The organism is Yersinia sp. 1252 StPb PI, assembly GCF_048593885.1.
Classification (GTDB): domain Bacteria; phylum Pseudomonadota; class Gammaproteobacteria; order Enterobacterales; family Enterobacteriaceae; genus Yersinia; species Yersinia enterocolitica_E.
In genome coordinates this window covers 19,503-34,839 of the sequence record NZ_JAZGQE010000002.1, presented here as the reverse complement: position 1 = coordinate 34,839, position 15,337 = coordinate 19,503, and the positions used below count along the sequence as shown (strand labels likewise).

Below are 15,337 nucleotides of genomic sequence, written 5' to 3'. Positions count from 1 at the left end.
TACTTTTACATATAAAAAAATGAACGTTTATAACAAAATGATTTTATTGAAGATAAATTTGACACAAAAATTTTACAGTTAAAGAATAGAAGTGATGTCTCACAGCCGGTGTGAGAGATCTCGCACACCGGCTTGACCAGAATAAACAATAACCACTTGCTTATTCAGGTAATACTGGACGCAATGCATCAAGAAAATGTATGAGAGTTGATGCCAGCAGGGTGCGCTTACTACTACCAAATTGCTCTAACACCACATTACCTGTGACATTGCACAATGAAGCCATTGTCATCTCTGACTCTGTGGTTGCCAAAAACAGCGTTGGCGAGAGTTTCAGCCTTTTTTGCGTGACCAGATGACCAATTAGATTCTCCTGTAAACGGATAAAATCATCTTCGCTCCACACTTGTAGCAGCGTAAAACGGTGATCACCTAAATCAGCCATCATGTCGCCAGCATATTGGCAGGTGTAAAACGCATGAATATCCGGGTGAAGCTGAATCTCCAACGCCCGTTCAATATTAGCCAATGTGGCATCGGCAACCGCTGGCTGTGGCAACCAAAATACCTGACTGTCCTGAGTTTCCACGATGCAAGGTGAAGGAACACCATAAAGTTCTTCACTGGCGGGCAGATGCCCGGTCTGCTGCTGCCATAGATTGATATAACGTTGGGTAAAGCTATTTAGTGCCGTTGAAACATTCTGGTCCATTCTCGATTCTCAGTATCGCGGCAGCTTGCGCTGTATTGCTGAGTGCTACCCCCCCACTCAGAAATGCAGTTAAACGCGGCATAAATTGATAAACTAAAGCTATTGTACCTTTCTCTCATCATGGGAACAGCATGTCTTCATATCAAGACCATAAGGCTCTGGCGGAACTGACGCTGGGCAAACCAACCGCTTATCGCGATCACTATGACGTCACCTTGTTGCAAGCTGTGCCACGCAGCATGAACCGTGAACCTCTCGGTTTATATCCAGATAACCTGCCCTTTCATGGTGCAGATATCTGGACGCTCTATGAATTGTCTTGGCTAAACAGTAATGGCCTGCCACAAGTTGCCGTGGGTGAAATCAGCCTGAATGCGGATAGTACTAATCTGATTGAATCCAAAAGCTTTAAACTCTATCTCAACAGTTTTAACCAAACCGTGTTTGCTGACTGGGAAAGTGTTCGCACCACATTGCAACGCGATTTGGCGGCCTGCGCTCAAGGTGATGTCAGTGTCACGCTATATCAACTCAATGAAATAACACATCAACCCATTGCCGATTTCTCGGGGGAATGTCTCGACCAACAGGATATTCGTATCAATAGCTATGAATTTAGCACCGATTATCTGCAAGGGGCTACCACAAGCAACAGAGTAGAAGAGAGCCTGGTCAGTCATCTGCTCAAATCCAACTGCCTGATTACCCACCAGCCAGATTGGGGATCAGTACAAATCAGCTACAGTGGCCCACAGATTAACCGAGAGGCACTGCTACGCTATCTGGTCTCTTTCCGGCACCATAATGAATTTCACGAACAGTGTGTAGAGCGTATCTTCAACGACATAATGCGTTTTTGTCAGCCTGAAACACTGTCGGTCTATGCTCGTTATACCCGCCGTGGCGGACTGGATATCAACCCTTGGCGCTCCAATACTGATTTTGTTCCATCAACTGGCCGTATGGCCCGGCAATAAATATATGCGTACATGTACGCAACATTTAAGCACAACGCACGTTAGTATTGGCAAAAACCGAGGGACAACGTTAAGGTTAATTACCGTATCTTCACGCTATTTTCAGTAGAGAAATCAGGGATAGATACTTAAAGATCTCTATGATATTCCACGGCAAAATAGAAAGCAGCATTCTGATATACCCAAAGTAATTGGTGTGGCTGGTAGGCAGCCAACACCCAGCAACGTCAAGTACGAAGGGTATACACGGACACTACCACCCTCCGGGGTGTAAAGGAGTAACTTTGATTACACATGTCAGCCCACTCGGCTCAATGGATCTGTTATCACAGCTCGAAGTGGATATGCTCAAACGTACAGCCAGCAGTGATCTGTACCGTTTATTCCGTAACTGCTCCTTGGCAGTTCTCAATTCAGGCAGCCTAACCGATAACAGCAAAGAGCTTTTATCGCGCTATGAAACTTTTGATATCAATGTATTGCGCCGTGAACGAGGTGTAAAACTCGAACTGGTAAATCCACCAGAACATGCTTTTGTTGATGGCAAAATTATTCGTTCATTACAGGCAAATCTGTTTGCGGTGTTACGCGATATTTTGTTTGTGAATGGTCAAATCGTTAACGCTGGGCGTTTTCAACATCTCGATATGGAAAGCTCCAGCCATTTGACCAATCTGGTCTTTTCTATTTTACGTAATGCCCGAGCCCTCCATCTTGATGAAGACCCCAATATGATTGTGTGCTGGGGCGGCCATTCAATCAATGAAACTGAATACTTGTATGCCCGTAAAGTGGGGAGCCAACTGGGTTTACGAGAGTTAAATATTTGCACTGGCTGTGGGCCAGGAGCGATGGAAGCACCGATGAAGGGTGCCGCCGTTGGCCATGCCCAACAACGTTACAGAAATGGCCGTTTTATTGGTATGACTGAGCCTTCCATCATTGCGGCAGAGCCACCTAATCCGCTGGTCAATGAATTGATTATCATGCCGGATATTGAGAAACGGCTTGAAGCGTTCGTCCGCATCGCGCATGGCATCATTATTTTCCCAGGCGGCGTAGGAACAGCGGAAGAGTTGCTCTATCTGCTAGGCATATTAATGGATCCAGAGAACAGTGAGCAGGTACTGCCACTTATCTTAACCGGACCAAAAGAGAGCGCGGATTATTTCCGAGTGGTGGATGAGTTCATCATAAACACTCTCGGTGATGGCGCGCGCAAATACTACAAGATAATTATCGATGACCCGGCTGAAGTCGCCCGTCAAATGAAAAAAGCGATGCCACTGGTGAAAGAGAACCGCCGTAATACGGGGGATGCTTATAGCTTCAACTGGTCTATCCGTATCAAGCCAGATTTACAGCATCCGTTTGAACCGAGTCATGAAAATATGGCGAATCTCAATCTGTCTCATAACCAGCCACCTGAAGAACTGGCTGCGGCACTACGCCGTGCATTCTCAGGCATCGTTGCGGGTAACGTAAAAGAAGTGGGAATTCATGCCATCGAAGCCTATGGGCCTTATAAATTGCATGGCGATCCACAATTGATGAAACAAATGGATAGCTTACTGCAAGGATTTATTGCACAGCATCGAATGAAACTGCCTGGCACTGCTTATACCCCTTGCTACGAAATTTGCAGCTAAGCCTTAACTAGTAATACCTCACCGGGCAGCGCCAGCACTTAGTCGTGTGGCTGCCCGACATTAATCTGGCTTAATGACTATATAAGACAGGCTATGCAAATCCATCTTCTTATCGTTGATGCACTTAATCTGATTCGTCGCATCCATGCCGTACAAGGTTCACCTTGCATTAATGCCTGCCAGCATGCGTTGCAACAACTGATTCAGCACAGCCAGCCCACCCACGCTGTGGCCGTGTTTGATGAGGATGATCGTTCCGATAGTTGGCGTCATCAATGCTTGCCTGATTACAAAGCTGGCCGCTCACCGATGCCGGACAACCTGCAACAAGAAATGCCGCAGATCCGTGAGGCGTTTAGCTCACTCGGGGTCGCTTGCTGGCATTCTCCTGGCAATGAAGCCGATGATCTGGCGGCAACTTTGGCGACCAAAATTGGTGGAGCCGGCCATCAAGTGACGATCGTTTCCACCGACAAAGGTTACTGCCAACTGTTAGCGCCAAATGTACAGATTCGCGATTACTTCCAAAAACGCTGGCTGGATATGCCATTTGTAAAACAAGAGTTTGGTGTATTGCCACACCAACTGCCTGACTATTGGGGGCTTGCGGGCATCAGCAGCAGCAAAATTCCGGGCATCGCGGGGATAGGTGCCAAAACTGCCGCACTGCTATTGCAGCATGCCAGCAACCTTGAAGCGCTTTATCAAGATCTGGAATCAGTGCCGGAGAAATGGCGGAAGAAATTGCAGCAACACCAAGATATGGCATTTATCTGTAAGCAAATCGCCACACTGAAAACCGATTTGACATTAAGCGGTAACTTGCAACAACTTAGGTTACCTTAAAATTAAGGGGCCAAATGGCCCCTTGCGGATAACACGATACTCATATTCCAGTAATTGGAGCCACCGCTAAACCACTGCGGCTGCAAGTACCAAAGATATATGACTATTGGCGTTCATCCCGACGCCCCGGCACACCGGACCAGATACGACGCACATGCACCGTCACTTCCTCACGGTCATGATAGAGCTGTTTAGCTTGAATATGGGCATTGATACCGTTTTCTTTCAACTGTTCATCCATCATTTCCATATTTTCCAAAACGATTTCAAAACGTTTTTTCATCGGTAATTTCAAGTTGAAAATTGCCTCACGGCACCAACCGTTTACCAACCACTTGATGATAAGTTGCGTCACTTTAGCCGGTTTTTCTACCATATCGCATACTAACCAATAGATATTGCTACGCGTTGGCTCATATTTAAAACCATCGACGCGATGATGGGTTACCTGTCCGGTATCCATCAGGCTTTGTGCCATCGCACCATTATCAATAGCCTGAACCATCATGCTGCGCTGCACTAATTGGTAGGTCCAGCCACCGGGGCAAGCACCTAGATCAACTGCATGCATACCACTGGCCAAACGCTCCTCCCATTCATCCGCAGGGATAAACACATGAAAAGCTTCTTCCAGTTTTAAGGTTGAACGGCTTGGTGCGTCAGATGGGAACTTAAGACGGGGGATACCCATATAGAACGGCGAGTTATTATTGCTGTAAGAGTAGCCAACATAACAGCAACCAGACGCGATAAAGAACACGTGTACCACTGGCCGATGAGGATTTTCACGGGCAGAAAGAATTTTTTGTTCCCGCATTGCGCTGCGTAAAGGTACCGTTAACTTACGGCAAAACTTAAGCAACTCTTTGCTTTCATTGGTATCAGGAACTTCAACACGTAACTCACCGGCTTTTTCAATAACACCGACTAACATCCCAACAATCGGTGAAACACGGTCTTCCGGCGGCAAATCTTTTAATAACTCACCCACCACCATCATCTGGCGGGCAAAAATCAACTCACGAAAAGGCACTTCACGAATCAAGCGATCGGCATCTTCCAACTGATAGCACTCAAACAACACATAACCGCTGTTTTCTTTTACTCGAGCGAAACCAAAGATTTCAAGCTGTGCCGCTTTCGCAGTAATTTCTGCCGCACACTCTTTCTCAAAGCCAGAGCGGCAATATAAAGCAATTTTATTATTCATGGCGTTCTGCCCTTTTTCTTAGACGCAGCGCGCCAATCAACATCAAAATCCATCCCGCCAGAAAACATACGCCGCCGATTGGCGTGATATATACCCACAGTTTCAGGTGCGATAGAGCCAGGCAGTATAAACTGCCGCTAAAGAGTAGCGTTCCGAGCGCTAACAAGGCACCACTCCAGTAAAACCAAATACTTACTTGCCGTTGCATCGCAACAGCTAACGCCAGAATCGCCAGCGTATGGAACCCTTGGTACTCCAGCCCAGTACGAACCCAGGCCATCTCATTCGGCCCCAGTGAGGCGCTCAATACATGAGCACCAAAGGCACCGAAAGCGACATAGAAAAAACCGCTCAGTGCGGCAAATATCAGCATTAAACGACCATTCATCGTCATTAACCTTAAATTAGATAGAGTTATACCCTTCGTACTCGACATTGCAGAAATGCTAGCTGCGACTCCAATGACGTGGGTATATCGTTATATCGCCCGACAATAGCCCATTTTATCGTAGCGGGTTACCATCGTGAATGGGTTGTCATTACTACGCAGATAGGGTGATTAATCAGTTCTCATAGCGAAAGCGTAACTTTTCTTGCTCGCTGGCAGCTCTTGCCAATATCCACTGACGAAAGGCGGCTATTTTACCTAGTTCTGCCTGACTGTCATGACAAACCAGATAAAAAGCATTTTTACTCACCAAAACATCATTAAACGGGCACACCAAGCGCCCTGCTTCAATCTCTGCCTGAGCCATGACGTTATTCACTAACGCAATACCTTGGCCGTGAACGGCAGCCTGAACCACCATAGCACTATGGCTGAATATCGGACCTTGTTGCACATTAATTTGAGGAACACCCAGTTGACGGGTATAGGCCATCCAATCCCGGCGGGAAGTATCATGCAACAACGTATGATTAGCCAGATCTGCCGGTACTTTTAATCCATGCTCACCCGTTAATAAAGTAGGCGCACAAACAGGAAGTAAGAATTCTGCATACAAACGCTCAGTACGCAAACCAGTCCAATTACCCCGACCATAGAAAATAGCCACATCAACGTCATCAGCAAGTTTGTCCTCCTCCCGATCCACCGCCTGAATCCTGACATCGATCCCCGGATAAGCCGCATTAAATCCAGATAGACGAGGAACCAGCCATTGAATAGCAAAGCTAGGAGGGAGGCTTACAGTGAGCGCGCCTTTCGCGCTACGCGCCTGCAATTTACGAGTTGCTTCATTGATGGAGGTAAAAATCTCTTTAATATCGAGGTAGTAGCTTTGCCCCTCCTCAGTCAGTAACAGCGAGCGGTTACGACGGCGGAACAGTTTTAGCCCGAGAAAATCCTCCAGGGACTTTATCTGGTGACTAACAGCCGCTTGCGTGACAAATAATTCATCAGCAGCTTTAGTAAAACTCAAGTGGCGTGCGGCCGCATCGAAAACCCGCAAGGCGTTCAGGGGTGGTAATCGTTTTGACATGAATTGGATACTTTTTTATAACGGCTCATCCTTAGATGAAACCCTTTGTTTACTTATTAGTTTTTATAATCCGAGACATTATAAATTGTCCGTTGATGATGCGCCAGCAAATACCTATAGTGGCGGCACTTCCCAAGCCGGAACGAAAAGTAGGTTTAGTATCCAGGTACTGAAATGCTTTTGGCTTTGTGGTTGTGATGTTGTGTTTGCAAATGGTCTGGTAGTCCAGACATAGTAGCTAAGCTACTGTTTTTTTTCACTTCCTGTACATTTACCCTGTCTGTCCATAGTGATTTTATGCAGCACCGCTATTTTAGCGGTGCTTTTTTTTACCCTATTTTCAGCGCTTAAATTTAAACGCGACTTTGCATTGCACATAGTCAGAGCTTAAATTTAAGTTGTTGCAGAGGGTTTGATTGCCGTATTAGGCATCTTTTGAACGGTGACTTCGCGTTAAACTACTTACCCTCAGCCATTTCTTTTACTTCTGAACGGTTAATTTGCTGCTCGGTGCCGTTGGCATCGGTGTAGCTTATCATCCCGGTTTCATCATCTACTTTAGGTTTACCATCAGCAACGATAGTGCGACCATCATTGGTATGCATAACATAGTTGCTTGAACAGGCTGCTAAGGTAAAAGTGAGCATAAGTGCAGAAATTACGGCAGCTGTCTTTTTCATGGGTGACTCCTTGCAGATTAAAATGCTAAAAAACTCATTTTCATTACCAGACAAATGGTTATGTCCGTTACTATTTAGCATAACTCACTTATGACATATTTCCAGTGAACCGAGCCATTAGCGGGCAAATTATGAACAAAATGAGTCAAAATGAGACAGTTCCGAAGTAACCCAAAGGATGAGAACAACAGTATGAAAGCCTTTAATCCCACGGATTTTCGTCAGGAATTCCCGGCTATTAGTGATGAGATAACCTATCTGGATAGTGCGGCAACTGCGCTGAAACCCCGCGCCATGATTGAGTCGACGCAACAGTTTTATCAGCAGGACTCTGCAACAGTACATCGCAGCCAACATCAATCAGCATTGTCATTGACGGTTCGTTTTGAGGAAACCCGCCAACAAGTGGCCGACTTTATCAATGCACCCGCAGCAGAAAATATCATTTGGACCAAAGGCACTACCGAAGCCATTAATTTAGTAGCACAAAGCTATGCCCGCCCTCGCCTGCAAACGGGCGATGAAATTATTGTCAGTGAAGCTGAACATCATGCCAATTTAATTCCCTGGCTTATGGTTGCAGAGCAGACAGGGGCCAGAATGGTTAAATTACCCATCGGCCTTGATCACCTACCCGACCTACAGCAATTACCGCAATTGCTTAATGATAAAACACGCATATTGGCGCTGGGCCAGATGTCTAACGTCACGGGTGGTAGCCCCAAGTTAGCTCAGGCAATCGAACTTGCCCATCAATATAACTGCGTAGTGATGGTAGATGGGGCGCAAGGTGTTGTGCATAACCCGGCAGACGTTCAAGCGCTAGATATTGATTTCTACGCTTTCTCAGCCCACAAGCTCTATGGACCGACCGGCATAGGCGTGCTGTACGGCAAGTCTGAATTACTCGACGAGATGCCAGCCTGGCACGGTGGCGGTAAAATGCTCACTCATGCTTCTTTCGGTGGATTTACGTCCCATGAGGTGCCATACCGTTTTGAGGCTGGTACGCCAAATATTGCTGGCGTCATTGGTTTCTCTGCCGTTCTTAGTTGGCTCGAACATATTGATCTGGCAGAAGCAGAAACCTATAGCCAAAATTTAGCCACATTGGCAGAGAATAAACTGGCTAAATTACCGGGTTTTCGCAGCTTCCGTTGCCAGCAATCTAGTTTATTGGCGTTTACTTTCGATGGTGTGCACCATAGCGATTTAGTAACGTTATTGGCCGAACAGGGCATCGCACTACGCGCCGGGCAACATTGCGCACAACCACTCATGGCAGCATTAGGGGTAAGTGGCAGCCTGCGTGCCTCATTCGCACCGTACAATACCGCGAACGATGTTGATATATTGTGTAACGCAATAGCTAAGGCTCTGGAACTATTGCAAGATTAAGAACTAACAGATAATAATTTCGCCCAATAACCACCGGTCTAATTGAGAAGATGATGATTGCCCCACACCCTTTTGGTCACGATATTACTGCTGCTAAACTGCTGGAGATATTCAGCGTTCATAAACAGTGGGAAGATCGTTATCGTCAGTTGATTTTGCTGGCAAAACAGCTTCCGTCATTGCCGGAGCCACTAAAACAGAATCAACTGGAGCTAACTGGATGTGAAAATCGAGTGTGGCTGGGGCATCAACGCCTGCCGGATGGCAGCTTACATTTTTATGGTGATAGCGAAGGCCGTATTGTTCGTGGATTACTGGCGGTTATTTTAACTGCGGTGGAGGGGAAAACCCCACAGCAGGTATTAGCAGAAGACCCATTGGCGCTGTTTGAGCAGTTAGGGCTACGCCAGCAGCTAAGCACCTCGCGCGCCAGCGGTTTACTGGCGCTGGCGCAAGGTGTAAAGGCTATCGCCGCCCAATATATAGAGTAGGAGTTATTTCACCTGACGGGCTGCTTTCGCCATCATTTTTTTCAATGCATGGGACACAGCAACAAAACCAAAGGTCGCAGTAACCATGGTTACCGAGCCAAAACCTGAAGTACAGTCCATTTTTTTTGGGCCTTCCGCTGTACTGCGCGAAGCACAAACTGATCCATCAGCCTGGGGATAAACCAGTGGTTCGCTGGAAAAAACACAGTCGATCCCCAGTTTACCTTTGCTGTTTTTCACCACATTAAAGTCACTTTTCAACCTTTCACGTAGCTTAGCCGCCAGCGGATCCTGAATGGTTTTTGCCAGATCTACTACCTCAATACGCGTTGGATCGAACTGCCCACCGGCCCCACCGGTGGTGACTACTGGGATTTTATAGCGGCGACAATAAGAGAGTAGTGCCGCCTTAGGCCGTACACTATCAATTGCATCAATGACATAGCTAAAATTGTTATTTAAAAGTTCCGCGACATTATCCGCAGTAATAAAATCATCAATACACGTCACGCGGCATTCAGGATTGATAGCCAGAATACGTTCCGCCATCACTTCGGTTTTAGCTTGCCCAACATTGTGCCGTAAGGCATGGATCTGACGATTAGTATTGGTTACGCAAACATCATCCATATCAATCAACGTAATCGCGCCGATACCCGTGCGCGCCAGCGCTTCCGCTGCCCATGAGCCGACACCGCCAATACCAATGACACAGACATGCGCCTGCGAAAACAGTTCCAGCGCCTGCTGACCATATAGACGCGCTATGCCACCAAACCGCTGTTGGTAAGCTTCGGAAAAGGCTGTGTTCATCAATGTGTTACCTTAATTGCTTCGAAATGACGTTAATAATATCGATGATATGAAGACAAAAGCGGCCAATTGGCCGCCTGATAAAGAGTGAAACCGACCGTATACCGGCAATTGCAGGTAATAAGGAAGCTTACTGACCCTGATTATTCACCAGTAATGATAAACCATTACCCGCTGGCGCGACTGTTTTGCCACCTTGATAAGCGGTAAATAGCGGTCCGCTGCTTTGGGCATTTTTCAGTACCCAAACCCGACCATAATGATTGTAGAACCCAGCGGCCTGCCCAGCTTCATGGCCAATCCCCTGATAGATATCAAAGTGCTGGCCTTTAATCGCACCACCAACATCCAATGCCACCATCAGGCGCATCTGATATTGGCCCGTGAATTTCCCCTGATTATCCAGCAAAGGCACTTCAGCTAGTAATGTGGTGCCTGGCGGAATCAAGGAACGATCAGATGCAACTGACGCTTTGGCAATCAATGGAACCGCACTGGCCCCTTTCACCGGCGCGTACATTTCTGGTTTAAAGAACACAAAGGACGGATTCTGCTCTAAAAGCTCTCTGACCTCAGCTTCACTATGGGTTTCAGCCCAGTGGCGGATGGCTTGCATCGACATATCTGCTTTAGCGACTTCGCCACGATCAATCAGCACTTTGCCAATACTGCGGTAAGCATGGCCATTTTTACCTGCATAACCGAAGAAGGTCAGTGGTCGCCCATCGCCATAATCAACATAGCCGCTGCCCTGCACTTCCATCATAAAGTTATCTACCAGCGAATTGGTGTATGCGATAACTAAACTACGGTTATCCAATGCACCTGCATAGATAGCAGCGCGATCGGGTAAACGACGCTTTCCTTTAGCAGGCATCCGATAAAGTGGGTGGCGGAATTCACCTTGTGGCGTATAACGGGCCTGAAGCACCGGAGTGTAGTAGCCAGTAAACTGTACGTTACCGAAATTATCGACCCCCTCCATCTGATAGGCATTCAAACCAAATAAACTTAGCTTGCTGGTATCGGCCCCTGCCAACATCCAGTTTTCGACCGCATTGAATGTATTACTATTGCGGTTATAGAGACCCGGTGAAGATTGGTTAATCACTTTCACCTGATCAGAATAATCTTTTGCGTTAACTGGCTTACCTGTTGCATTTGGTTCATTCACCAGTTCCAGTGATTGCTCCAGACGCCCATCCTTATATTGCTGCCCACGATCGGTTGGCCGCGATTGGCACCCCGCCAGAACAGCAATCATTATTCCACTTAGTAGGTATTTGCCCCAACGACTTGTCATTTCACGCCTTCTTTTACTCATTTTATCTACTGGCGAACGATAACAAACACCTATAGATAAAGGAATCAGCAGGTGGAAAAAAATCCTCCTGACCCCGTTATGGGGAAAAAGGAAACAGATAGTTGATAAATTAATCGAAAAAACCTCTTTACCCTAATTAAGTGGCAAAACTACTTGCAACAGATCTCATCCAGAGTATAGTGCGCTCAATCGGACGCGGGGTGGAGCAGCCTGGTAGCTCGTCGGGCTCATAACCCGAAGGTCGTCGGTTCAAATCCGGCCCCCGCAACCAACCGATACTGGCTACCAGCAGTATCAAATGTCGTTCGATAGTCTTGAAAGTTAAGACGAATTAGGTAGAATAGTAGTGAGAAGCAAATAAAAGTGTAGTGACGGACGCGGGGTGGAGCAGCCTGGTAGCTCGTCGGGCTCATAACCCGAAGGTCGTCGGTTCAAATCCGGCCCCCGCAACCAATTACACCATTAAGTAATAAAAGTAGTAGTAAGATAGAAAATAGTATTAAGACGGACGCGGGGTGGAGCAGCCTGGTAGCTCGTCGGGCTCATAACCCGAAGGTCGTCGGTTCAAATCCGGCCCCCGCAACCAATTACACCATTAAGTAATAAAAGTAGTAGTAAGATAGAAAATAGTATTAAGACGGACGCGGGGTGGAGCAGCCTGGTAGCTCGTCGGGCTCATAACCCGAAGGTCGTCGGTTCAAATCCGGCCCCCGCAACCAATTCTTAATCATTTTCATATCAACATCAGACACCCTTAAGGGTGTTTTTTTGTTTCTGGCTTTATACCCGTCATACTTCAAGCCGCATGTGTGTTGGCTGCTTTCGTTCACCCGAATCATTGACTAACGTCAACTCATCGGGATTATCTCAGTTGCCACCTTCCTGCAACTCGAATTATTTAGGGTATATCTCTCAATCAATAACAATGCCCTACGCGTTAAAGTCGGGCCATCGCCCCACCATTAGCAAAATAGGCTTTGATGCCAGCAAAAATAGATTCTGCGACTTGTTGCTGAAAACGGCTGGTACGTAGTTTGCGCTCTTCTTCCAGATTACTGATAAATGCTGTTTCAACCAAAATTGAAGGAATATCAGGTGCTTTCAATACAGCAAACCCCGCCTGATCGACACGGTTCTTATGCAGCGTATTAATTTTCCCCATGCGATTCAGCACTTCTTTACCAAACTTCAGGCTGTCATTAATAGTCGCCGTTTGCAGTAAATCAATCATGGTATGGTCCAGATAGCGATCACCACTTTTGCTAACCCCCCCAATCTGGTCGGCCTCATTCTGTGTCTGGGCCAGGAAACGCGCGGCGGTACTGGTTGCGCCCTTGGTTGATAGCGCAAAAACGGAGGAACCTCTGGCCGCCTGACTGGTAAATGCATCCGCATGAATTGAAATGAATAAATCTGCCCGCAGTTTGCGCGCCTTCGCTACCCGCACTTTCAACGGGATAAAAACATCTTCATTACGTGTCATAAACACCCGCATATTGGCTTCTTTTTGAATTAACGCCCGTAACCGACGGGCAATTTGTAGCACAATGTCTTTTTCACGGGTTTTATTTCTACCAATAGCACCAGGATCTTCCCCGCCGTGACCAGGATCCAACATGATAACTATCGGTCTATCGCGCCCTGCTTTGCCTGCTTTTGGTGTCTCTGCGGGTAAGCTACGCTCCACGTCGCCTTTATTATAATCTTCCAATAATGCCAACAATGGATCGTCCTCAGCAGAGCTGTTGCCCTGAGCGGGATATAAATCCACCACTAAACGATTTCGAAATTCAGCAAAAGGTTTTAGAGTAAATAGCTGGGGGCTGATGCTTTGCTTCAACTCCAAAACCAAACGGACGGTATTTTTATCAAACTGCCCTACTCGGGCTTGCTTCAGATAAGGGTCACCGGACTGAACCTGATTAGCTATCTGTTTCAGGACGCTATTTAAATGTACCCCTTCAATATCAACCACAATACGATCAGGATTGGTAAGAGCGAACTGACGATACTTCAGCGGAGTATTGGATTCCAGCGTGACTCGGGTATAGGTTGAAGAGGGCCAAACCCGGACTGCAATAATATGTGAGGAAGCAGCAAATCCAACTCGACTAACACTCAGCATCCAGGCGCTCGCAGCACCTTGCAACAGACGACGACGCCCAGGATTATGATTTGAATCTGCCATGTAACTCCAAAGTAACTACCAAAATATGAATAAAAAGCGCACAAAAAAATTTATGTGCAAAAACTTTAACGAATCAATCCCACGCTGTCATTAGAAAAACATTTTTATGTTATTCAATTTATTAATACAGATACGCCATACATATGCATTTGATAGTAATTTGGTGCTTGCCATCTTGGTCAAAAAAGAATAAAAATACAAAAATACCGAATAAAAATTCAAAGAGGGTCTGCCGTGAAGGAACGTAGTACTGAACTGGTCCAGGGATTTCGCCACTCAGTTCCCTATATCAACGCGCACCGTGGCAAGACATTCGTTGTCATGTTGGGTGGCGAGGCGATTGAGCATGAAAACTTCGCGAATATCGTCAATGATATCGGTTTGTTGCATAGCCTTGGGATCAGGTTGGTCGTGGTATACGGTGCACGCCCACAGATCGACAGCAATTTGGCACAGCATCATTACGAACCTATTTATCACAAGCATACCAGGGTAACAGATGCCCGAACTCTGGAAATGGTGAAACAAGCAGCCGGCCTATTGCAGTTGGATATCACTGCAAGACTATCAATGAGTCTCAATAATACCCCGCTACAAGGCGCGCATATTAATGTAGTCAGTGGCAACTTCATTATTGCTCAGCCGCTGGGTGTGGATGATGGTGTCGATTATTGTCATAGCGGGCGTATTCGTCGTATCGATGAAGAGGCAATTCACCGTCAATTAGATAATGGCGCAATCGTGTTACTAGGCCCGGTTGCTGTATCGGTGACCGGCGAGAGCTTTAATCTCACATCAGAAGAAGTTGCCACCCAGTTGGCTATCAAACTGAAAGCAGAAAAGATGATCGGTTTCTGTTCATCCCAAGGGGTGACTGACAGTGAAGGTGACATTATTTCAGAGCTGTTCCCGAATGATGCTCAAAAACGGATTGAAGATCTGGAACAAGAGGGTGATTACAACTCCGGCACGGTACGCTTCCTACGTGGTGCAGTGAAAGCTTGCCGTAGCGGTGTACGCCGGAGCCATTTACTGAGTTATCAGGAGGATGGAGCGCTAGTCCAAGAGCTATTCTCCCGCGATGGTATCGGTACACAGATTGTTATGGAGAGTGCTGAACAAGTGCGCCGCGCTACCATCAATGATATTGGTGGCATACTTGAATTGATTCGCCCGCTGGAACAACAAGGCATTCTGGTGCGTCGTTCGCGGGAGCAGCTTGAAATGGAAATCGACAAATTCACGATTATTGAACGGGATAATTTGACGATTGCCTGTGCAGCGCTCTATCCGTTCCCTGAAGAACAAATAGGTGAGATGGCCTGCGTGGCAGTACATCCTGACTATCGCAGCTCTTCTCGGGGAGAAATGCTATTAAAACGCGTTGCTAATCAAGCGCGGCAGATGGGGCTTAAAAAGCTGTTTGTACTCACCACCCGCAGTATTCACTGGTTCCAAGAACGCGGTTTTACACCTGCCGAAGTAGAGGTTTTACCGATTCAGAAGCAGGAACTGTATAACTATCAGCGGCGCTCAAAGATTCTGTTGGTTGATTTGTAGCCGTATTG

14 protein-coding genes and 4 tRNA genes are annotated in these 15,337 nt (G+C 46.7%); 10 read left to right on the top strand and 8 right to left on the bottom strand.

The features are described 5' to 3' along the window. Positions 1–160: 160 nt before the first annotated feature. Positions 161–712: a SecY-interacting protein gene (gene syd, locus V2A85_RS00585; protein WP_083162908.1), complete on the bottom strand. Its 552-nt coding sequence runs from the start codon at positions 710–712 to the stop codon at positions 161–163. Between the two features lie 131 nt (positions 713–843). Here syd and queF point away from each other — a divergent pair, with 131 nt between their 5' ends. The 3 genes from queF (at position 844) to xni (ending at position 4,184) form a co-directional block, all read left to right on the top strand. After that, positions 844–1,689: an NADPH-dependent 7-cyano-7-deazaguanine reductase QueF gene (gene queF / locus V2A85_RS00580; protein WP_420070726.1), complete on the top strand. Its 846-nt coding sequence runs from the start codon at positions 844–846 to the stop codon at positions 1,687–1,689. Between the two features lie 284 nt (positions 1,690–1,973). Further along, positions 1,974–3,338, top strand: a complete 1,365-nt coding sequence (gene ppnN / locus V2A85_RS00575; RefSeq protein ID WP_372559775.1) for a nucleotide 5'-monophosphate nucleosidase PpnN — start codon at positions 1,974–1,976, stop codon at positions 3,336–3,338. Positions 3,339–3,431: 93 nt separating this feature from the next. Further along, positions 3,432–4,184: a flap endonuclease Xni gene (gene xni / locus V2A85_RS00570; protein WP_420070725.1), complete on the top strand. Its 753-nt coding sequence runs from the start codon at positions 3,432–3,434 to the stop codon at positions 4,182–4,184. Between the two features lie 103 nt (positions 4,185–4,287). Here xni and rlmM read toward each other — a convergent pair whose 3' ends face one another. The 4 genes from rlmM to V2A85_RS00550 form a co-directional block, all read right to left on the bottom strand. After that, on the bottom strand, positions 4,288–5,394 hold the full coding sequence (rlmM, locus tag V2A85_RS00565; protein WP_083162900.1) for a 23S rRNA (cytidine(2498)-2'-O)-methyltransferase RlmM: 1,107 nt from the start codon (positions 5,392–5,394) through the stop codon (positions 4,288–4,290). Next, positions 5,387–5,782: a DUF423 domain-containing protein gene (locus tag V2A85_RS00560; RefSeq protein ID WP_083162898.1), complete on the bottom strand. Its 396-nt coding sequence runs from the start codon at positions 5,780–5,782 to the stop codon at positions 5,387–5,389. The genes rlmM and V2A85_RS00560 overlap by 8 nt, the downstream gene beginning before the upstream one ends. A gap of 175 nt (positions 5,783–5,957) precedes the next feature. Then, positions 5,958–6,875: a transcriptional regulator GcvA gene (locus V2A85_RS00555; RefSeq protein ID WP_083162896.1), complete on the bottom strand. Its 918-nt coding sequence runs from the start codon at positions 6,873–6,875 to the stop codon at positions 5,958–5,960. A gap of 458 nt (positions 6,876–7,333) precedes the next feature. Beyond that, positions 7,334–7,555 (bottom strand): YgdI/YgdR family lipoprotein, encoded by a 222-nt coding sequence (locus V2A85_RS00550; protein WP_005166349.1) that lies wholly within the window; start codon positions 7,553–7,555, stop codon positions 7,334–7,336. Between the two features lie 192 nt (positions 7,556–7,747). Between V2A85_RS00550 and csdA the strand changes: the two genes are divergently transcribed. Both csdA and csdE read left to right on the top strand, forming a co-directional pair. Next, on the top strand, positions 7,748–8,953 hold the full coding sequence (csdA, locus tag V2A85_RS00545) for a cysteine desulfurase CsdA (protein WP_420070735.1): 1,206 nt from the start codon (positions 7,748–7,750) through the stop codon (positions 8,951–8,953). A gap of 50 nt (positions 8,954–9,003) precedes the next feature. Further along, complete coding sequence (gene csdE, locus V2A85_RS00540) at positions 9,004–9,444, top strand: cysteine desulfurase sulfur acceptor subunit CsdE (protein ID WP_420070724.1); 441 nt, start codon at positions 9,004–9,006, stop codon at positions 9,442–9,444. 3 nt (positions 9,445–9,447) lie between these two features. On the opposite strand, the gene tcdA is transcribed toward csdE, so the two are convergent. Both tcdA and mltA read right to left on the bottom strand, forming a co-directional pair. Beyond that, positions 9,448–10,257: a tRNA cyclic N6-threonylcarbamoyladenosine(37) synthase TcdA gene (gene tcdA / locus V2A85_RS00535; protein ID WP_420070723.1), complete on the bottom strand. Its 810-nt coding sequence runs from the start codon at positions 10,255–10,257 to the stop codon at positions 9,448–9,450. A 130-nt stretch (positions 10,258–10,387) separates the two neighbouring features. Then, on the bottom strand, positions 10,388–11,560 hold the full coding sequence (gene mltA / locus V2A85_RS00530; RefSeq protein WP_420070722.1) for a murein transglycosylase A: 1,173 nt from the start codon (positions 11,558–11,560) through the stop codon (positions 10,388–10,390). A gap of 215 nt (positions 11,561–11,775) precedes the next feature. Between mltA and V2A85_RS00525 the strand changes: the two genes are divergently transcribed. The 4 genes from V2A85_RS00525 (at position 11,776) to V2A85_RS00510 (ending at position 12,300) form a co-directional block, all read left to right on the top strand. Further along, positions 11,776–11,852: transfer RNA gene (locus tag V2A85_RS00525), tRNA-Met, on the top strand. Between the two features lie 105 nt (positions 11,853–11,957). Further along, positions 11,958–12,034: transfer RNA gene (locus V2A85_RS00520), tRNA-Met, on the top strand. Positions 12,035–12,090: 56 nt separating this feature from the next. Then, positions 12,091–12,167: transfer RNA gene (locus tag V2A85_RS00515), tRNA-Met, on the top strand. A 56-nt stretch (positions 12,168–12,223) separates the two neighbouring features. Beyond that, a tRNA-Met gene (locus V2A85_RS00510) sits at positions 12,224–12,300 on the top strand. A 218-nt stretch (positions 12,301–12,518) separates the two neighbouring features. On the opposite strand, the gene amiC is transcribed toward V2A85_RS00510, so the two are convergent. Next, positions 12,519–13,769 (bottom strand): N-acetylmuramoyl-L-alanine amidase AmiC, encoded by a 1,251-nt coding sequence (gene amiC, locus V2A85_RS00505; RefSeq protein ID WP_420070721.1) that lies wholly within the window; start codon positions 13,767–13,769, stop codon positions 12,519–12,521. Between the two features lie 234 nt (positions 13,770–14,003). Between amiC and argA the strand changes: the two genes are divergently transcribed. Continuing rightward, complete coding sequence (argA, locus tag V2A85_RS00500) at positions 14,004–15,329, top strand: amino-acid N-acetyltransferase (protein ID WP_372559782.1); 1,326 nt, start codon at positions 14,004–14,006, stop codon at positions 15,327–15,329. Positions 15,330–15,337 lie beyond the last annotated feature (8 nt).